Source organism: Micromonospora rosaria, assembly GCF_001567585.1.
In the GTDB taxonomy this organism is placed as follows: Bacteria; Actinomycetota; Actinomycetes; order Mycobacteriales; family Micromonosporaceae; genus Micromonospora; species Micromonospora rosaria.
In genome coordinates this window covers 1-19,409 of sequence record NZ_LRQV01000077.1, presented here as the reverse complement: position 1 = coordinate 19,409, position 19,409 = coordinate 1, and the positions used below count along the sequence as shown (strand labels likewise).

At 75.0% G+C, this 19,409-nt stretch carries 17 protein-coding genes; 12 read left to right on the top strand and 5 right to left on the bottom strand.

Annotated features, from left to right (window positions below; genetic code table 11):
• Positions 1-47: 47 nt before the first annotated feature.
• Complete coding sequence (locus AWW66_RS19700) at positions 48-1,505, bottom strand: LVIVD repeat-containing protein (RefSeq protein WP_067368501.1); 1,458 nt, start codon at positions 1,503-1,505, stop codon at positions 48-50.
• A gap of 141 nt (positions 1,506-1,646) precedes the next feature.
• Here AWW66_RS19700 and AWW66_RS19695 point away from each other — a divergent pair, with 141 nt between their 5' ends.
• Positions 1,647-2,348, top strand: a complete 702-nt coding sequence (locus tag AWW66_RS19695; RefSeq protein ID WP_067368498.1) for a DUF305 domain-containing protein — start codon at positions 1,647-1,649, stop codon at positions 2,346-2,348.
• Positions 2,349-2,450: 102 nt separating this feature from the next.
• On the opposite strand, the gene AWW66_RS19690 is transcribed toward AWW66_RS19695, so the two are convergent.
• Together AWW66_RS19690 and AWW66_RS19685 are read right to left on the bottom strand one after the other, a co-directional pair.
• On the bottom strand, positions 2,451-2,906 hold the full coding sequence (locus AWW66_RS19690; RefSeq protein WP_067368496.1) for a DUF4383 domain-containing protein: 456 nt from the start codon (positions 2,904-2,906) through the stop codon (positions 2,451-2,453).
• A gap of 436 nt (positions 2,907-3,342) precedes the next feature.
• A complete protein-coding gene (locus AWW66_RS19685) occupies positions 3,343-4,125 on the bottom strand; it encodes a M23 family metallopeptidase (protein WP_083978645.1) in 783 nt (260 codons plus the stop codon).
• 513 nt (positions 4,126-4,638) lie between these two features.
• Here AWW66_RS19685 and AWW66_RS19680 point away from each other — a divergent pair.
• The 10 genes from AWW66_RS19680 (at position 4,639) to AWW66_RS19635 (ending at position 15,447) form a co-directional block, all read left to right on the top strand.
• Entirely contained in the window at positions 4,639-5,364 is a 726-nt protein-coding gene (locus tag AWW66_RS19680; protein ID WP_067368488.1) for a class II aldolase/adducin family protein, read from the top strand.
• Positions 5,365-5,494: 130 nt separating this feature from the next.
• Entirely contained in the window at positions 5,495-6,511 is a 1,017-nt protein-coding gene (locus tag AWW66_RS19675; protein WP_067368485.1) for an ABC transporter substrate-binding protein, read from the top strand.
• The gene (locus AWW66_RS19670; protein ID WP_067368482.1) at positions 6,508-7,353 is read left to right on the top strand and encodes an ABC transporter permease; all 846 of its coding nucleotides are present in this window, start codon (positions 6,508-6,510) and stop codon (positions 7,351-7,353) included. Before AWW66_RS19675 ends, AWW66_RS19670 begins: the two co-directional genes overlap by 4 nt.
• Entirely contained in the window at positions 7,350-8,183 is an 834-nt protein-coding gene (locus AWW66_RS19665; RefSeq protein ID WP_245648382.1) for an ABC transporter permease, read from the top strand. Before AWW66_RS19670 ends, AWW66_RS19665 begins: the two co-directional genes overlap by 4 nt.
• The gene (locus AWW66_RS19660; RefSeq protein WP_067368480.1) at positions 8,180-8,983 is read left to right on the top strand and encodes an ABC transporter ATP-binding protein; all 804 of its coding nucleotides are present in this window, start codon (positions 8,180-8,182) and stop codon (positions 8,981-8,983) included. Before AWW66_RS19665 ends, AWW66_RS19660 begins: the two co-directional genes overlap by 4 nt.
• Positions 8,980-9,945, top strand: a complete 966-nt coding sequence (locus AWW66_RS19655; RefSeq protein ID WP_067368477.1) for an amidohydrolase family protein — start codon at positions 8,980-8,982, stop codon at positions 9,943-9,945. Before AWW66_RS19660 ends, AWW66_RS19655 begins: the two co-directional genes overlap by 4 nt.
• A 154-nt stretch (positions 9,946-10,099) precedes the next feature.
• Complete coding sequence (locus AWW66_RS19650) at positions 10,100-11,371, top strand: sensor histidine kinase (protein ID WP_067368474.1); 1,272 nt, start codon at positions 10,100-10,102, stop codon at positions 11,369-11,371.
• Positions 11,368-12,051, top strand: a complete 684-nt coding sequence (locus AWW66_RS19645) for a response regulator (protein WP_067368471.1) — start codon at positions 11,368-11,370, stop codon at positions 12,049-12,051. Before AWW66_RS19650 ends, AWW66_RS19645 begins: the two co-directional genes overlap by 4 nt.
• A gap of 133 nt (positions 12,052-12,184) precedes the next feature.
• Positions 12,185-12,964 (top strand): ABC transporter ATP-binding protein, encoded by a 780-nt coding sequence (locus AWW66_RS19640; protein WP_067368468.1) that lies wholly within the window; start codon positions 12,185-12,187, stop codon positions 12,962-12,964.
• A gap of 5 nt (positions 12,965-12,969) precedes the next feature.
• Complete coding sequence (locus AWW66_RS19635; protein ID WP_067368533.1) at positions 12,970-15,447, top strand: ABC transporter permease; 2,478 nt, start codon at positions 12,970-12,972, stop codon at positions 15,445-15,447.
• A gap of 68 nt (positions 15,448-15,515) precedes the next feature.
• On the opposite strand, the gene AWW66_RS19630 is transcribed toward AWW66_RS19635, so the two are convergent.
• Together AWW66_RS19630 and AWW66_RS19625 are read right to left on the bottom strand one after the other, a co-directional pair.
• Positions 15,516-16,778 carry a nucleotide sugar dehydrogenase gene (locus AWW66_RS19630; protein WP_067368527.1) on the bottom strand — a complete coding sequence of 421 codons (1,263 nt, stop codon included), beginning with the start codon at positions 16,776-16,778 and terminating at the stop codon, positions 15,516-15,518.
• 78 nt (positions 16,779-16,856) lie between these two features.
• Positions 16,857-18,266, bottom strand: a complete 1,410-nt coding sequence (locus tag AWW66_RS19625) for a serine/threonine-protein kinase (protein WP_083978644.1) — start codon at positions 18,264-18,266, stop codon at positions 16,857-16,859.
• Between the two features lie 523 nt (positions 18,267-18,789).
• Between AWW66_RS19625 and AWW66_RS19620 the strand changes: the two genes are divergently transcribed.
• Positions 18,790-19,409: RNA polymerase sigma factor (locus tag AWW66_RS19620; protein WP_067368465.1), on the top strand; the 620-nt coding region annotated here is incomplete at its 3' end.

The following is a 19,409-nucleotide window of genomic DNA, read 5'->3' as shown; positions in this document are numbered from 1 at the left end:
AACGGGGCCGGGCCCGTCCCGGTCGGGGGCGGACCCGGCCCGCCGGGTCACCAGCTCAGGTAGCTGGGCTGGGTCTGCGCGTTGAACTCGCGGTACCGGACGAGGTGCGCCGTCCAGGTCCGCCAGTCGCGCAGCTCCAGCACGTCCAGGCCCTTCTGGATGTCGCTGGAGTAGATGTGGCCGTTGTAGTAGTACGTCGACCAGGGGCCGCCGGTGATCCGCTGGGTCTGCGACAGCGGGCCCCGCTCCCAGTACCCGATCTCCTGCGGCCGGGCCGAGTCGGTGAAGTCCCAGACCGAGACACCGCCCTGGTACCAGGCCTGGACCATCACGTCGCGGCCGAGGACCGGCACCAGCGAGCCGTTGTGCGCCACGCAGTTCTCGGTGTCCGCGTTGACCCGGGGGATCTTGTAGTAGCTGCGGAAGACCATGGCGCGGCGGTCGCCCCGACCGGTGATGTCGTAGATGGCGTTCGCGCCCCGGTTCGGCCCGATGGCCTCGTTGCAGGTGGCGGCCCCGCCGCCGCCCAGCTCGTCGGTGAAGACCACCTTGGTGCCGGCGTTGTTGAAGGTGGCGGAGTGCCAGAACGCGAAGTTCTCCGTGTCCCGGACCCGGTTGATCACGCGGGGCTGCTCCGGCCGGCTGATGTCCATCAGGATGCCGTCACCCAGGCAGGCGCCGGCGGCCAGGTTCTTCGCCGGGTACGCGGTGATGTCGTGACAGCCGCTGGTCTCCGTGGAGTACCCGCCGGCCGGGTTGCCGCCGTCGGGGAAGAGGTTCGGCGTGGCGACGACGGCGGCGGCGGTGGGCGTGCGCAGCGGCACCTTGACGATCGAGATCGAGTCGTGCGGCGGCTGGCAGTCCGGGTAGTCCGCCCGGGGCCGGTACGACGAGACGTAGAGGTAGACCGAGGCGCGGTCCTTGCCCGGGACCAGGGTGTGGGTGTGCGAGCCGCAGGCGGTCTCGACGGCCTTGACGTACCGCGGCCTGGTCTTGTCGCTGATGTCGAAGACCTTGACGCCCTCCCAGGAGGCCGGGTCGGTCGCCGGCAGCGGGGTGCTGGCGCAGGAGTCGTCGCTGCGGCCCTCGTCGGTGGAGAGGAAGAGCAGGTCACCGTAGATCGAGATGTCGTTCTGCGACCCGGGGCAGTGCACCTGCGAGACGATCGTCGGCGCGCTGGGCCGGGCGATGTCGTAGACGACGAAGCCCTGGTAGTTGCCGACGAAGGCGTACCGGCCCTGGAACGCGATGTCCGTGCCCAGGGCGGAGGTGGTGTCGAACGGCGCCTGCTTCGGCAGGTTGGCCACCTGCCGGATGTTGGGGCTGCTGCGGATCTCGTCGACCCCGGGCAGCTCGCCGGTGGCGGCCGGTGCCGGTGCGCCGCCGGTGGCCGCCGCCTGGGCGGTGCTCGGTGGGGCGGCGGCGACGGTGGCCAGCAGGAGACTCGCGACGGCCGCGCCGAGCAGGCGGGGCGACCGGGGTCGCGGTACGGGGAAGCGACGCATCGGCGACACCCTTTCCGAAAGGGGGAATGGCGATGAGCACACCTTACCGATCGGTGATGGGCGTCAATGTGATGCGCGTCACATCAAGCGTCATCTGTCAATGGATACCATCACGGTGACCTCGAAACGAGGGGGGAGCGTATGACCGCCGGCCGGGGACGGACACTGCTGTTGGTCACGTCGGTCCTGCTGGCGCTGGTGGTCGGGGTGGTGCTGGCCACCCGGTCGTCCGGCGGGGACCGGTCCGCCGTCCGGCCGGACGGCACGGAGGCGACCCCCGTGCTGCCGTCGGCCGCGTCGGCCGGTGTGCCGTCGGTCATCGTGCCGGGTCGCCCCGGCGAGGTGGCGGCCACCCTGGACCCCCGGGCGCTGCGGGACACCGCCGCCCCCCGCTACAACAGCCTGGACGTCTGGTTCGTCCGGATGATGATCCCGCACCACGGACAGGCCCTCCAGATGGCCGCGCTCGCCCGGGACCGGGCGGGTAGCCCGGGGGTGCGGGCCCTGGCCGAGCGCATCCGCAGCAGCCAGGGGGCGGAGGTCGGGGTGCTCCAGGGCTGGCTCGACACCCGTGGCCTGCCGCGCGAGGTCGCCGGGCACGACCACGCCACGATGCGCGGCATGCAGTCCGCGTCGGCGGTGCGCCGGCTCGCCGAGGCCCGGGGCGAGGAGTTCGACCGGCTGTTCGTCCGGATGATGAGCGACCACCACGGTGGCGCCGTCGAGATGGCCCGCGACCTGCTGGCGGTGGGCGTGGACCGGACCCTGCGGGAGTTCGCCGACGGGGTCGTCGCCGAGCAGCGCGCCGAGATCGCCCGGATGCGCGACCTGCTCGCCCCCTGACCCGTCGTAGCGCCTTCGCGGCACCGCCGCCTGTTCCCGCAGGCCCTCGGGAGCCCGCTGCCGGGAACTCCCATCCCGGTCGCCCTCCCGGGCGCCCTCCGGTCAGCGCCGGGCGGCGCGGCCACGGGTCAGGACGACCCCGAGGGCGATCATGCCGACACCGAGGAAGAGGTGCAGCCAGTTGTCGGCGTTGTTGAGCGGTACGAAGTTGGCCCCGCTCCCGTGGTCGACGACCAGCCCGTAGAGCCAGAGCACCAGGTACACGGCGCCGCCGCCGATCAGGTAGGCGCGGGCGCCGGCGACGGTGCGGGCCAGCGCCAGGCCGACGACGCCGAAGGCGAGGTGGACCAGGTTGTGCAGGATCGACACCTGGAAGAGGCCGAGCAGCTTGGCCCGGGACTCGTGGCCGGCGAACTGCATGGTGTCGTAGTCGCTGGTGATGCCGGGGATGAACCCGAGCACACCGACCAGTACGAAGACCGCGCCGACGACCTGCGCGGCCGTCCGGACGGGATGCTTGCCCCTGGTCGTGACCCCGGGGCGGGACTTGTTCTCCATCGTGACCTCCGTCGAAGACAGTGCGAGTGGTGTCCCCACCCGCACCGCTCCCAAACCGGACGGGTCGGGATCAGTGGTGACGAAATCGGCGGACTGGGCGTCGCGGGCGGTGGCCGGCGCGGTTCGCCCCGGCCGGCCGCGCCGGCTGGCTGACCTGTGCGTGCTCGGCAGTTCGCCCGCCTACCCCGACCAGGAGGTCCGCCGGCAGCTCGCGGACGTCCGGTACGTGGAGAGCCGGCAGCGGCGGGTGGGGCACCCGTTCGACGAGGTCCGCACCCCGCACGACCGCGACTCGCTCGGTGGACCCGCGCGCGAAGCTGAACGCGCTGACGATCCTCCCCGCCGAGCAGCAGGTGGTGTTCCACTCCATGAACCGGCCGCCCCCACGGGCGGCGATGCCCCGACGGGCCGGTCCACCCGTCGGGGGTCGGCCCGGTCAGGCGGGTACGTGCCCGTTGAGGTAGGCGTTGATCTGGTCGATCTCCAGTTGGTTGAAGACCTCGGGCTGGGCGGCGGCCTGGTTCGAGTTGATGATCCGCTTGAACAGGTTGTAGTGGGCCATCGACCGCAGCCCGATGACGCGGTTGGGAGTGACCAGGTAACCCGTGCCGCCGGTGCTCCAGATGAGGTACATCAGTCCGTCCTTGGTGAGAATCGAGGGTGGCTGGCCGGGTGCGCCGGCGTACGGGGCCCCGGCGAGGACCGACTCGGGGTCCACGCGCTGCCCGTTCGGGTGGACGATCTCGAGGTGCAGGTGCGGCCCGGTCGACCGGCCGGTCGACCCGACGGCGCCGAGGTGCTGGCCGCCGGCGACCTGGGCGCCGGCCGGTACGACGGGTGCCTCCCGCAGGTGCGCGTAGATGCTGCGCCACCCGTCGGCGTGGGTGACGACGGCGTGGTGACCGAACCCACCCGCGGCGTAGCTGACGCTCGTCACGGTGCCGGCCGCGATCGACCGGACCGGGTAGCCGAGGATGCCGGCGCGGCTGTAGTCGGTGCCGTTGTGCTGCCGCCGCTCGCCGGTGATGGGGTCGACCCGGATGCCGAACGGCGAGGTGATCGGGATCCACGTGTCGAAGGGGCGGTTCCACCGGGGCGTCGCGCCGTAGGCCGCCTCCGCGAGCCACGCCTCGGGGATGATGCCGGCGGCGAGCGCGGCCGTCGTGAGGACCAACAGGCGTCGCCGGTCGAGACCCGACGAGGACGATCCGTCTTCCACCGCTGCTCCCGTGGGTAGCCGACACCAGCCGCCGACCCCACCGGGTCAGCCCGCGCCCGACGCCGGGATTCGACAGTCTTCGATCATCGATCGATCTGGATCTTAGGGCACGCGGTGTCCGCCGTTCAAGACATGCCGGCGATCCGGGGCGGCCCACTCCTGCCCGCCCCGGTCGCGCCGGCACTGCCTGGTGGGGTGGGGGCCGGGAAAGCCGTCCGGCGCGTGCCGTCACGGTCGGTGGCTCTCCGTGAGTAATCGGGGCTCGGTGGCGTCCGGCGGGACCGTGAGCGGTGCCAGGGGGTGCCGGCTGCATCCGGTAGTCGGGGCGTCAATCCGCCTTTCGTGCCAGGTCAGGGCGGGTGCGGGATGATCCAGCTCACCCCGAATCTCTATTTAGCAGATAGGTTTTATCGGTTAATCTGCCACGCAAGATCGGTGCTGAGCAGCGCCGATGACGCACCGTCACCCGCGTGGTCGTACCGCCCCGGGTGCCGCAGGGGAGGACCACCGCGTATGTCCACGGATCGCCCGTCGCCCGCCGACGCCACCTTCGACCTCACCGACGTGGACCGCGCCCGGGGCGAGTTGCTGCGGGCCGTCCGGGCCCTCTTCTCCGCCGGGGTGATGTCGCACAGCGGGCACGGCAACATCAGCGTCCGGCTGGCCTCCTCGCCGCAGCACATCCTGCTCAACCGGGGTGAACTCCTGGTCGCCCCGGCCGACGGGGACCCGACCGCCGGCCGCCGGGTGATCAGCTCCGACGTGGTGGTGGTCGACCTGGACGGCCGGGTGGTGCTCGGCGAGCCCGGCCGGTTCACCGCCGGCATCACCCGGATGCACACCGAGGTCTACCGCCTGCGCCCCGAGGTCGGTGCGGTCGTGCACACCCACTCGCCGCAGGCCACCGGGTACGCCATCGCGGCGACGCCGCTGCCGGCCCGGTACGAGGCGCTGCTCATCCACGGTCAGCCGGTCGACGTGCCGGTGGCGCCCTGGGGACCGCGCGGCAGTGACGAGGCGGTCCGGGGCATCGTCGACACCTTCGCCCAGCACCCGCGTAGCCGGGCGGTGCTGCTCGCCAACCACGGTCTCCTCGTCACGGGCACCGACGCCGCGCACGCCGCCCGTCTGGTCATCGCCATCGAGGAGGCCGCCGTCTCCACCCTCGCCTCGACCCCGCTGGGCGGCCCGGCGGCGCTGCCCCCGGCCGCCCAGCACGAGAAGCCTCTCGCCTTCTGACCGTCCGGCACCCCGCCGACCGGACCCCGCACCCACACCGGACGCAGTGACGAGACCGGCCCCGCGACCCGACCGGCCGCAAGCCCGCCCACCGACCCCGCAACCCCTTCACGCACTGGAGAACACTGCCATGACCAGCACAGTCGCCCCCCGCTGGCGGGGCCGGCTCCCCGCCCGCCGTACCACCGGTCTGCTCGCCGGCCTGCTCGCCCTGGCGGTCGCCGGCTGCGGGTCGGCGCAGGGGACGGGGGCCACGGCGGCCACCGACGCCGAGGGCGTCCGCACCATCCGGATCGCCTCGTCGCCGCTGTCCCACCTCTCCGCGCTGTACGTCGGCGAGAAGCAGGGCATCTTCGACAAGCACCGGATCACGCTGGAGTGGGACACCACCAACGCCGACCTGCTGTCGGTCCCCTCGGTGCTGGCCGGCAAGGTCGACATCGCCACCGGCGACCTGACCACCCTGGTCGCCGCCAAGGCGCAGGGGCTGGACGTGAAGGCGATCGTGCCGTCGTCGGCCTCCACCGGCCAGCGCGGCGCGGGCAAGGACTACGGGGCGCTGGTCGTCGCGGGGGACAGCGGGATCGACCGGCCGAGCCAACTCGCCGGCCGGACCGTCTCGGCGAACAGCCTGACCAACATCGCCGCCGCCGCGGCCCGCGAGGCGATCCGCGCCGACGGCGGCGACGAGTCCACCGTCAAGCTGCTCGAACTGCCCTTCCCGGACGCCCCGGCCGCGCTCGCCGCCGGCACGGTCGACGGCGCGTGGCTGGTGGAGCCGTTCCTCACCCTGGCCAAGAGCCAGGGCGCCAAGGAGATCGGCTGGGGCTTCAGCGACCTGGCCGCCGACCTGACCGTCTCGGCGTACTTCACCTCCGGCGCCTTCGCCGAGAAGAACCCGGAACTGGTCCGGGACTTCCGGACCGCGGTCCGGGAGTCCTACGCCTACGCCCGGGACAACGAGGCCGCCGTCCGGGAGATCATCCCGACCTTCACCACCATCAAGCCGGAGCTGGCCGGGAAGATCACCATCACCGGCTGGAAGGACGAGGTCAGCGTCGACGTGCTCGACAAGCTCGCCGACTACGCCCTGCGGGACAAGGTGATCACCGCCAAGCCCGACCTGACCGACCTCGTCCTGCCATGACCGTCGCCGTACCCCACTCCGCCGGCACCCGGGCCGCCCGCGTGCCGGCGCGGCCCGGTGGCACCGGGGCGCGGGCCGACCGGCTGCGCGGGGCGCTCGGCGCGCTCGGCCTCGCGCTGGCCTTCGAGACCGTGCCCCGCACCGGGCTCGTTCCGGCCGAGCACCTGCCGCCGCTGAGCACCGTGCTGGCCGCGCTCGCCGGGCGGGCCGGCGACGCGGCGCTGTGGCGCACCGTCGGCACCACCCTGGGCGGCTGGGCGCTCGGGCTGCTCCTCGCGGTCGTCGCGGCGGTCGTCGCCGGCCTGGTCATCGGCTCGGTCGGGGTGCTGCGCACCGCCACCGCCTCCACCATCGACTTCCTCCGCCCGATCCCGTCGGTGGTCTTCATCCCGCTGGTCGTGCTGCTGTTCGGCGCCGACCTCGGGGCCACCCTCTTCCTGGTCGGGTACGCCTGCTTCTGGCTGGTGCTGATCCAGGTGCTCTACGGCGTCCGGGACGTCGACCCGGTGGCCCGCGACGCCGCCCGCTCCGCCGGCCTGGGGCCGGTCGCGCAGGTCCGACACCTGGTCTGGCCGACCGTGCTGCCGTACGCGGTCACCGGCCTGCGGCTGGCGGCCTCGGTGGCGCTGGTGCTCACCGTCACCGCCGGCCTGGTGATCGGCTCGCCGGGGCTGGGCCGGGAGATCTGGCTCGCCCAGGCCGGCGCCGACATCCCCGGTATGTACGCCCTGATCCTGGTCACCGGGATACTCGGGATCGGCGTGAACGCGCTGGTCCGGCTGGCCGAGCGCCGGCTGCTGCACTGGCACGTCTCGGTCCGCCGGGAGGTGACACCCCGGTGACCCGCCCCGTCCGCGTGACCCGACCCGCCCGACTGGTCCGGATGCCCCGACCGCCCCGGTGGGCCGTCCGGCCGCTGGCCGCGCTCGGCCTGCCGGCGCTGCTGGTCACCGTCTGGTGGCTGGCCAGCGCCGGCAGCACCAACCCGTTCTACCCGCCGCTGCGGACCGTGCTGGACGCCTTCGGCCGGGTCTGGCTCTCCGAGCGGTTCGTCCTGGACGTGGTGCCGAGCCTGCGCCGGTTCGCCCTCGGGCTGCTGCTCGCCGTCGTACTGGGGGTGGCCGCCGGACTGCTCATCGGCTCGTCCCGGGTGCTGCGCACCCTGCTGGAGCCCGCGCTGGCGTTCTTCCGCGCGCTGCCCTCCCCGGTGCTGGTTCCGGTGCTGCTGGTGGTCGTCGGCGTCGGCGACGCGATGAAGGTCGCCGTGATCGCCTTCGGCTGCCTCTGGCCGGTGCTGCTCAACACCGTCGACGGGGTCCGGGGCACCGACGAGGTCCAACTCGACACCGCGCGGGTGGCCGGGCTGTCCCGGCTGGCCACCTTCCGCCACCTGGTGCTGCCCGCGGCGTCCCCGCAGATCGCCGCCGGGCTCCGCCAGGCCCTCGGCATCGGGCTCATCCTCATGGTCATCAGCGAGATGGTGGTCAGCACCGACGGCCTGGGCCACGCCGTGGTCCGGTTCCAACGCAGCTTCGCCCTGCCCGAGATGTGGAGTGGCATGATCTTCCTGGGCATCCTCGGTTTCCTGCTCGCCAAGGCCCTGGAGGTCGTCGAACGCCGGGTGCTGGCCTGGCACCACGGCCTGCGCCGCGCCACCGGGGCGCGCCCGTGACCGCCGCCGGGCCGGCCCACGAGCCGCTGCTGCGGGTCGACGGCCTGCGCAAGGTGTACCCGTCCGCGCAGCGGCCGGTGGTGGCCATCGACGGGCTCAGCTTCGACGTCGCCGCCGGTGAGTTCGTCTGTGTCGTCGGCCCCTCCGGCGGTGGCAAGTCCACCCTGCTGAAGGTGGTCTCCGGGCTGCTGCCCCCGACCGACGGCCGGGTCCTGCTCGACGGCGCGTCGGTCACCGGCCCGGTGCCCGGCCTCGCCGTGGTCTTCCAGGAGTACGGCCGCAGCCTGTACGCCTGGAAGACGGTCCGGGACAACGTGGCCCTGCCCCTGCTGGCCCGCCGGGTACCCCGTGCCGAGCGGCACCGCCGGGCCCAGGAGGCGCTCGCCGCGGTCGGCCTCGCCGACGCCGGCCGGGCGTACCCCTGGCAGCTCTCCGGCGGGATGCAGCAGCGGGTGGCGATCGCGCGGGCGATCGTCGGCGAGCCCCGGGTGCTGCTGATGGACGAGCCCTTCGCCGCCGTCGACGCGCAGACCCGCGCGGACCTGGAGGACCTGGTCCGGGCGATCTGGCGGCGGCTCGGCATCACCGTCCTGTTCATCACCCACGACATCGACGAGTCGGTCTACCTCGGCGGGCGGGTGCTGGTGCTCAGCCGGGCACCGGCCACCATCCGGGCCGACCTCACCGTCGACCTGCCCGCCGAGCGGGACCAGCTCGGCACCCGCGCCGACGCCCGGTTCGCCGCGCTGCGCGCCGAGGTGTTCCGGCTGATCGCCGCGGAGGGGACGGTCCGGACGTGACCGGCGACCCGCTGCCGGTGGTCGACTTCCACAGCCACCACGTCGCCCCGGCGGTGCCCGCCCTCGCCCCGGTCAACGCCACCGACGAGCTGCTGCGGTCGTGGCGGCGGGTGGCCCGCGAGGTCGGCGACGTGGCCGGCACGCTGGCCGGGATGGACCGGCTGGGGGTGACGCGCCGGGTGCTCAGCGCCCCACCGTCGATGGTCGCCTCGGACGGGGAGTCGATCGCCCCGGGGACCGTCGCGGCGCTCAACGACCACCTGTGCGCGGTGGTCGCCGCGTACCCCGACCGGTTCGCCGGGCTGGCCACGGTCGACGCGTACGCCCGGGAGGCCGGGGCCCGGACCGTCGCCGCCGCCGTCGCGGCCGGGCTGCCCGGGATCGTGGTCGACTGCGCGCACCGGGGGGCGTACCTGGACGCGCCCCGGTGCCGGCCCACCCTGGAGGCCGCCGCCGAGGCCGGGCTGACCGTCTTCGTCCACCCGGTCAGCCCGGCCGCGCTCGCCGCCGACCTGCGTCCGCTCGGCCGGCTCGGCACGTCCCTGGCCCGGGGTACGGCCAGCGCCGCCGGGCTGCTCGCGCTGCTCGCGGCGGGCACCCTGGACGCGGTACCGGGGCTGCGCCTGGTGGTCCCGATGCTGGGGGCGGCCGGCCTGCACGTGGCGGCGGCGGCCGGGTGGGGGGAGCGGATCGGCGTCGACGCCCCGCCGGGCGAGCGCTGGCACGTCCACGTCGACACCATGGGGTTCGCCCCGGCGGCGATCCGCTTCGCCGTGGACCTGCTCGGGGCGGACCACGTGGTGGCCGGCAGCGACTGGCCGGTGCCCGAGCGCCCCGTCGACCGGGACCGGGTGAGCGACGCCCTCACCCGTGCCGGCCTCACCCCCGCCGAGCGGCACCAGGTCGCGCACCGCACCGCCACCACCCTGCTGACCCGCCGCGCCCCCACCGCGCCGACCTGACCCACCCGACGCCCCGCCCGGCCCCGGCGAGCGGTGTGCGGGTTCCGACGCCGCTGTCGGCGTGTCGCGTCGGAATCCGCACACCGGTTCCGGCTGCCCGCCCCGCCCCGCCACCTGCGGAGGGACGGTCGGTGACCTCGTACGCTGGGTGACGATGAGCGCGACGATCCTGCGGACCCGTACCGTCGTCTTCGACGTGGTCGTGGCCGGCGCGGTGGCCCTGTTCGGGGTGGCGGCGGTGTCCGCCCAGCCCGGCGGTTGGTTCTCCGCCGCGGTCGGGCTGGGCATGGCGGTCGCGCTGCTGTGGCGGCGGGTCCGGCCGGCGGCGGTGACCGCCGTGGTGGCGGCGTTGGCGTTCGTCCAGGTCGCCCTCGGCTGGGGGCCGCTGCCGTACGACGTGGCGGTGCTGATCGCGCTGTACAGCGTGGTCGCGTACGCCGACCGGCTGCGCGCCGGGATCGTCGCCGGGATCGTGGCGGCGGTCGGGGTGGTGCTCGCCGCCGTGCAGACCCCGTCCCAGGTCGCCTGGTACTTCCCGGCCCTCTTCTACGGGCTGCTCACCGGGGCGGTGTGGCTGATGGCGCTGAACGTGCGCACCCGGCGGCTGTACGTGCTGAGCCTGGAGGAACGCGCGGCGACCCTGGAGCGGGAACGGGAGGCCGAGGCGCGGGCGGCGGTCGCCGAGGAACGGACCCGGATCGCCCGGGAACTGCACGACGTGGTGGCGCACAGCATGGCCGTCATGATCGTCCAGGCGGACGGCGCCCGGTACATGATCGACCAGAGCCCGGAGACCGCCCGCACCGCGGTCCGGATCGTGGCGGACACCGGCCGGCAGGCCCTGGAGGACATGCGCCGACTGGTCGGCGTCCTGCGGGAGCCGGACCCGGCGGAGCCGGCCGCCGCGCCCCCGCCGGCACCCGGACCCGACCGGGCCGGTGCGCACGACGGCGGGGGAACCGACCGGGACGACCCGGCGGGGCTGACCGACGAGCCGACCCACCGGCGACCCTCGGTGACGGAGGTGCCGGCGTTGCTGGACCGGTTCCGCGCCGCCGGGCTGCGGGTGGGCTGGACCGTCACCGGCACCCCCGCCCCGCTGTCGCAGGGGGTGGAGCTGACCGTGTACCGCCTCGTGCAGGAGGCGCTGACCAACGCGCTCAAGCACGCCGGGGTCGGCGCCGGCGTGCAGGTCACCCTGCACCACGCCGCCGACACCGTGCTGATCGACGTGGTCGACGACGGGCGGGGCCGGCCGGCGGCCACCCCGGCGCCGTCCGGCGGGCACGGCCTGGTCGGCATGCGCGAGCGGGTCTCGGTGTACGACGGCAGCCTCACCGCCGGCCCGCGACCGGCCGGGGGGTGGCAGGTGCGGGCCCGGCTGCCGCTACCGTCGAGCCCCGCGACGGAGGTGAGCACGGTATGACGGTCCGGGTGGTGATCGTGGACGACCAGGCGCTGGTGCGCGCCGGCTTCCGGATGGTGCTGGGCTCCCAGCCCGACCTGGAGGTGGTCGGCGAGGCGATCGACGGGGCGGACGCGCTGCGGGTGCTGTCCCGCGTCGAGGCCGACGTGGTGGTGATGGACGTGCGGATGCCGACCATGGACGGGGTGGAGGCCACCCGGCGGCTCTGCGCCGACCGGCCGGCCGGTCCACCCCGGGTGCTGGTGCTGACCACGTTCGACACCGAGGCCGACGCGTTCGCCGCGCTGCGCGCCGGGGCGAGCGGCTTCCTGCTCAAGAACGTCCCCCCGGAGGAGCTGCTCGCCGCGATCCGGGTGGTCGCCCGGGGCGACTCGGTGGTCGCCCCGCCCATCACCCGGCGGCTGCTCGACCGGTTCGCCGGCCAGCTCGGCCCCGGCCCCGGCGAGGACCCCCGGCTGGCCCAGCTCACCGAGCGGGAACGGGAGGTCCTGCTGCTGGTCGCGCAGGGCCTGTCCAACGCGGAGATCGCCGCCCGGGTGCACGTCGCCGAGGCGACGGTGAAGACGCACGTCGGGCGGATCCTGGCCAAGCTGCGGCTGCGCGACCGGGTGCAGGCGGTGGTGCTGGCGTACGAGAGCGGGCTGGTCACCCCCGGCGGGGAGAGTCGGCGTACGACCTGAGGCGTACGAGGGGGGCCGGGGCGGGCGACCCGCGGCGTACCCGGGTCGAGCGTCCGGGTTGATCTCGGCGGGTGGGTGCCGGCCATAGCGTCGGAGACGTCCCAGACCCACCATCCGTACGGGGAGTTCCACCGTGTCCGTCGCAGCACCCGTCCACGCCACCGCCGGGGTCGCCGTCACCGCCCGGGGCCTGGTCAAGCGGTACGGCAGCGGTCCGTCCGCCGTCGTCGCCCTCGACGGTGTCGACGTCGACGTCGCCGCCGGCCGATTCACCGCCATCATGGGGCCGTCCGGCTCCGGCAAGTCGACGCTGATGCACTGCCTGGCCGGGCTGGACCGGCCCACCGCCGGCTCGGTCCGGATCGGCGACGCCGACCTGGGCCGCCTCGACGACCGGCGGCTGACCCTGCTGCGCCGGGACCGGGTCGGGTTCGTGTTCCAGAGGTTCAACCTGCTGCCCGCGCTCAGCGCCGAGGAGAACATCGTGCTGCCGCTGGCCATCGCCGGCCGGCGCGCCGACCCGGCGTGGCTGCGTCAGGTGGTGGCCGCGGTCGGGTTGGCCGACCGGCTGCGGCACCGCCCGGCCGAGCTCTCCGGCGGCCAGCAGCAGCGGGTCGCGGTGGCCCGCGCCCTGATCACCAAGCCGTGGGTGGTCTTCGCCGACGAGCCCACCGGCAACCTGGACTCCCGCGCCGGGGCCGAGGTGCTCCGGCTGCTGCGCGAGGCGGTCGACACCCTCGGGCAGTCGGTGGCGATGGTGACCCACGACCCGGTCGCCGCCGCCCGCGCCGACCGGGTGGTCTTCCTGGCCGACGGCCGGCTGGTACGGGAGCTGACCGCGCCGACCGCCGAGCGGGTCCTGGACGCCCTCGCCCACCTCGACCCGGCCGGCGCGCCGGCGGCGGGGCGGTGACCGGCGTGCTCCGCCTGACCCTGCGCTCGCTGCGCGCCGAGGCGCTGCGGATGCTGCTCTCCGCCCTGGCCGTGGTGCTCGGCGTGGCCTTCGTCGCCGGTACGTTGATCTTCATCGACGGGATGCGGGCCGGCGCGTACGAGCGGGCCGGCACCTTCGACCGGCACACCGACGTCGGCGTCTACGCCGAACGGGACCCGATCCCGCCGTCGCTGGTCGAGCGGGTCCGCGCGGTCGACGGGGTGCGCGCCGCCGAGGGGGAGCTGACCGGGACCGCCGGGGTGGTCGGCGCCGACGGCCGCCCGGTGCTCGGATTCGGGTTCCTCGCCGCCATCCCCACCGACCCGGCCCTGCAGTCGTACGACGTGGTGGCCGGGCGGCTGCCAACCCGCCCCGGCGAGGTGGTGCTCGACGCCGGGACCGTGGCCGACGAGGGCTTCACCCTCGGCACTCCGGTGCGCGTCGGCGGCGACAGCGGGGCGGCCCGCCCGTACACCCTGGTCGGCACGGTCGACGTGGCCGACACCACGCGGGACGTCGGCGGCCCGTTCATCGGCCTGGTCGGCGCCGACGCGCTCGCCGTCACCGGCGGGGACGGCTACGGCCGGATCATGGTGGCCGCCGGGCCGGGGGTCGCCGATACCGTGCTCGCCGAGCGGATCGCCGAGGTGGCCGGGGCGGGCACCACCGTGCGGCACCGGCAGGCGATCCTCGACGCGGCGGTCGCCGACGCGGTCCGCGACCTGCGCCAGTTCAACCTGGTGCTGCTGACCTTCGCCGGGGTGGCGGTGGTGGTGGCCGCGTTCGTCATCGCCAACACCTTCACCATCGTGCTCGCCCAGCGCACCCGCCGGACCGCGCTGCTGCGCCTGGTCGGCGCCACCCGGGGGCAGGTGTTCCGGGCGACGCTGCTGGAGTCCGCCGTGGTCGGGCTGGTCGCCTCCGCGCTCGGGGTGCTGGTGGGGGCCGGGCTGGCGGCGGGCCTGACCGCGCTGCTGGGTGCGCTGGCCACCCCGCTGGCCGGGACGCTCACCGTCACCCCGGCGACCGTGGCGGGCTGCCTCGCCGCCGGCACCGTGCTCACCCTCGGCGCGGCCTGCGTCCCGGCCTGGCAGGGCACCCGGGTCGCCCCGGTGGCCGCGCTGACCGACGCGGCCGTGCAGGTCACCCGCCCCGCCGGCCGGGTACGCCTGGTCGTCGGCGCGCTGGTCCTCGCCGCCGGGGTCGCGGCGCTGGCTGGCGCCGCCCCGGCCGGTCAGGTCCTGCTGGTCGCGCTCGGCGGGGTGCTGGGCTTCCTCGGCGTCGTCCTGTTCGGCCCGGTGCTGGTGCCGGCGCTGGTCCGGGTGCTCGGCGCGCCCGCCCGGTGGCTGGTCGGGGCCACCGCCGGCCTGGCCGTGGCGAACGCGGTCCGCAATCCCCGGCGGGTCGCCGCGACGGCGACCGCGCTGGTGATCGGGATCGGCCTGGTGTCGTCCTTCGTGATCGGCGCGCAGAGCACCAAGGTGGGCATCGAACGCAGCGTGGACGCCCAGGTCGGGGCGGACTTCCTGGTCACCGGGGTCGGCGGCGACCTGCCCGCCGGGCTGGTCGACGACCTCGCCGCACGCCCGGAGGTGGGCGTGGCGCACGAGCAGCGCGGCACGGTCGTCGACGGCGTCGAGTACCGGGCCGCCCACCCGGCGCTGGTCGGCCGGACCCTGGCCGGGGTGGACTCCGGGACGGTGCAGCGGCTGGGCCCGGGCCGGGTGCTGGTGCACCGTGAGCTGGCCCGGGCCCGGGGCTGGTCCACCGGCGACCGGGTCACCCTGCACGGACGGTCGTTCGAGGTGGCCGCCGTGGTCACCGTCGCGCCGTCGGCGTTCGGCGGGTCGGCGCCGGCCGGGTACCGGGTCGAGCTGGCCGCTGCCGACTTCGACCGGCTCTTCCCCGGGCAGCGGGGCTACCTGGCCGAGGTCGACCCCGCCGAGGGGGTGTCGGCCGCCTCGGCGCGGACCGCGGTCGAGGAGGTGCTGGCCGGGTACCCGACGGTCAACCTGATGGACCAGGCGGCGTACAAGCGGATGCTCACCGGCACGGTGGACATGCTGCTCGCCTTCGTGGTGGCGCTGCTCGGCCTGGCGGTGGTGATCGCCCTGGTCGGGGTGGCCAACACGCTGAGCCTGTCGGTGCTGGAGCGGACCCGGGAGAACGCGGTGCTGCGGGCGGTGGGGCTGACCCGGGGCCGGATGCGGGCGATGCTCGCCGTCGAGGCGGTGCTCACCGCCCTGGTGGGCGCGGTGCTCGGGGTGGCCCTGGGCGTCGGCGTGGGCGCGGGCACGATGGCCCTCCTGGCCGAGCTGGGCGGCGACTTCGGCCTGGTGCTGCCGTGGGGGCAGCTCGCCGGGATCCTCGCCGTCGCGGTGCTGGCGGCGTTGGTCGCCTCGGTCCTGCCGGCCCGGCGGGCGCTGTCCCGGCCGGTGGTCCAGGCGCTGGGCGCGGAGTGAGGTGCCGGTGCGGGCGGTGCGGGGGGATCGCCCCGCACCGCCCGCACCGGTGTCCGGGTGGGGGTGGGTCAGAGTCGTTCGACGGCCGGCCCCCGGCAGCGGTTGCGGGCGTCGAAGACGTACCGGGCGTGCCGGGAGACCAGGTCGTAGTCGAAGCAGTCGTGGTCGGTCACCACCACCACGGCGTCGGCGCGGCGCACCTGCGCCTCGGTCAGCTCCACCACGGTCACCCCGTCCGGCAGGTGCTGCGCCTCGGCGTACGGCTCCACCGCGTGCACCTGCGCGCCGAGCGCCCGCAGCAGGTGGGCCACCTCCACGGCGGGGGAGTCCCGCATGTCCCCGGTGTTGCGCTTGTACGCCAGCCCCAGCAGCAGCAACCGGGCGCCGGTGACCGCCCGCCCGGCCCGGTTCAGCCCGGCCATCACCCGCTGGGCGACGTGTTCGGGCATCTCGTGGTTGATGTCGTTGGCCAGTTCGATGAAGCGGAACTGCCGGCCCAGCTTCCGCCGGACCTGCCAGGACAGGTAGCACGGGTCGATCGGCAGGCAGTGCCCGCCCACCCCGGGGCCGGGGCGGAACGGCATGAAGCCGAACGGCTTGGTCTCGGCCGCCTCGATGGCCTGCCACACGTCGATGCCCAGGTGGTGCGAGAGCATCGTCAGCTCGTTGATCAGGCCGATGTTGACCTGGCGGAAGGTGTTCTCGATCAGCTTGGTCAGCTCGGCCACCCGGGTCGAGTCCACCGGGACGGTCCGCTCCACCAGCCGGCGGTAGAACGCGTCGACCCGGTGCAGCGCCGCCTCGTCCAGCCCGGAGACCACCTTCGGGGTGTTCTCCAGCCGCCAGGTCGGGTTGCCCGGGTCGATCCGCTCCGGGCTGTACCCGAGGTGGAAGTCGCCCGGGCTGTGCAGCCCGCTGGCCGACTCCAGCAGCGGGCGCAGCAGCTCGTCGGTGGTGCCCGGGTACGTCGTCGACTCCAGGATCACGGTGGTGCCGCGCCGCACGTACGGGCCGATGCCGGTGCCGGCCTGCTCGACGAAGCTGAGGTCGGGGGTGCCGTCGCGCAGCGGGGTGGGCACCGTGATCACGCAGATGTCGAAACCCTCGGCGTCGGCGTACTCGGTGCTCGGGTGGTACCGGCCGCTGGCCAGCGCGCGGCCGAGGCGGGCGGTGGTGATGTCCTCGACGAAGGAGTCACCGTGCGCGAGCCGCTTGATCCGGCCGCCGTCGACGTCGAGACCCACCACGTCCAGTCCCGCTTCCACGGCGCGGATGGCCAGGGGCAGGCCGACGTACCCCTGACCGATGACGACCAGCTTCTCGACGTTCACCCGGGCCTCCACAGCAGGTTGGAAAGTGCCTGCTTATCAGCCTAGAGAGAGATACGCGGTCGTACGTCCGGTTTGGGATTATCGGGGCGCGTGGGGCGCCCCGCCGCCGCTTCCGCCCCCGCCGGTCCCCTCGGTGCTCGGCGGCGGGTCCACCGGCGGGTTGCTCGGCTCCGGCCCCGGCTCGGTGGGGGAGGGCGCGCTCGTGGTCGGGGCGGCGGAGGTGGCCGGCGGCCGGGACGGGAACCGCGTCGGCGTCGGCTCGGCGCTGGGCGACGGCTCCGGGGTGGGCGACGGGGTGGGCTCGGCCGAGGGACGGCCCGTCGGGTTGGCCGGCCGGACCGGGCGCTCCCGCTCGACGGTGGGCTCCTCGGCGTCCTCGGTCTGCTCCGGCACCGTGGACGGCACCGTCGCCGGTGCGGTGTCCTGGATCTCCACGCCCTGTTCGCCGTCGCCGACGGTGCCGGTCGCGCCCAGGGCTGCGCCGAGCGCCCCCAACGCCACCAGCACCGCCACGGCCGCGCCGATCAGCGTGCCCCGGCGCGGCTTGCGCCCGCCGGTGGCGACCCGCGCCCCGACCGGCGGGTCGGTGCGGGTGTGCGGGTCGAGACCGCCCCGGGGCCGGACCGGCGCGGCGGCGACCATCGCCGTGGCGACGTCGCCGTCGGCCAGCGCGGCCCGCGCCGCCTCGGCCATCTGCGCGCCGGTCGGGAAGCGCTCGGCCGGGTCCTTCGCCAGGGCCCGCAGCACCAGCGTCCGGACCGCGAGCGGGATCTCGTCGGGCAGCGGCGGCGGCTCGTCGTCCAGGTGCCGCACCGCCACCTGCAACGGGTTGTCGCCGGTGAACGGCGGGGCGCCGGTGAGGCAGCAGTAGGCCACCGCGCCCAGCGCGTAGATGTCCGTCGCGCCGGTCACCGGCCGCCCGGCCGCCTGCTCGGGGGCCATGTAGAGCGCGGTGCCCGGCACCGCGTTGGTGCTCGTGATGCTGGTCACGTTCGTCGAGCGGGCCACCCCGAAGTCGACCAGGACGACCGTGCCGTCGGCCTGGACCAGCAGGTTGCTCGGCTTGACGTCGCGGTGCACGATGCCGCCGCTGTGCGCGGCGTGCAGGGCCTGGGCCGCCTGGGCGACCACCGACATCGTCTCGCCGACGTCGAGGCGGCCGGCGGCCTCGATCCGCTTGGACAGCGGCTGCCCCTCGACGAACTCCATGACCAGGTAGTCGGCGCGCCCGCCGTCGGAGAGCTGGTCCTCGCCGCAGTCGTAGACCTGGACGATGCCGGGGTGGCGCAACGCCGCCATGATCCGGGCCTCGGCCCGGAACCGGGCGATGAAGTCCGGGTCGGAGACCAGTGCGGGCAGCAGGACCTTGACCGCGACCTGGCGACCGAGCACCAGGTCCGTCCCCTGCCAGACGTCACCCATGCCGCCGGTGGCGACACGTTCGTCCAAGCGGTAACGCCCGCTGAGTACGACCTCCGAAGACAACACCCGCCTACGGTACCCACTGGGGGCGACGGTGGCGCACCGCGAGGTGCCCGCCCGGTGGGCCCCGCCGGGCGGGCGGGAGACCCCGCCGGGGCGCACCCGAAACCCCTGGTGAACGGCTGGACGCGGACCGTCACCACGAGGCCGTGGTGTGGCCGGCCGGGCGCTGGTGATTGCCGGTTCGGTGACCGGTGGGGCACCGGTTGTGGCGTCGGGTGGACCCGTGGTGTTACGTTGACTCGCCGCTCAGCCGGCTAGAGAATTGTCACTCTTTTCCGGGGCCGTGCCGTCTTGTCCGATCGTCGATCCACTCCTAGCGTTGGCCCGGCCCGGGCCCGCCCAGGCGCCGGTACGGCGACCGGGCCCGGCGGGCGTCCGCCACGTGCCGCTGCGGCCGTCGGCGTGGCCGGCCGGGCCAGGGCAGCGGGGGGCGGATGGTGCGGACGGAGGCCCGGACGCCGCGTCGCGCGGTGGGCGGGACGTCGCGGCGGACCGGCACGGCACCGGGCGGCGGGGCGGCGCGCGGATGACCGGTGAGCTGAGGGAGGCCGTCGCCGCGGCCCGCGCCGGCGACGAGCAGGCGTTCCGGTACCTGTACCGCAGCCTGCAACCGGGCCTGCTGCGGTACCTCACCGCGCTGGTCGGCACGGACGCGGAGGACGTCGCCTCGGAGACCTGGTTGCAGATCTCCCGGGACCTGCCCAGCTTCTCTGGCGGCGAGTTCCGGGCCTGGGCGGTGACCATCGCCCGCAACCGGGCCATGGACCACCTGCGCCGGCAACGCCGCCGGCCGGCCCTGCCGGTCCCGGTGCAGGACCTCGCCGACCTGGCCGCGGACGCCGACACCGAGCAACGGGCCGGCGAGACCATCAGCACCGAACGGGCCCTGGCGCTGATCTCCACCCTGCCCCCCCGGGAGGCCGAGGCGGTGCTGCTGCGGGCCGTGGTCGGCCTGGACGCCGAGACCGCCGGCCGGGTGCTCGGCCGCCGGCCGGGCGCGGTCCGCACCGCCGCCCACCGGGGGTTGCGCCGCCTGGCCACCCTGTTGCAACGAACCGAGCCGGGCTCCCCACCGGCCACCACCGACGGTGTCGTGCCCCGACCGCGCTCCGGGCGTGGGACGCGGCCGGAGGCGTCGCACGCCGA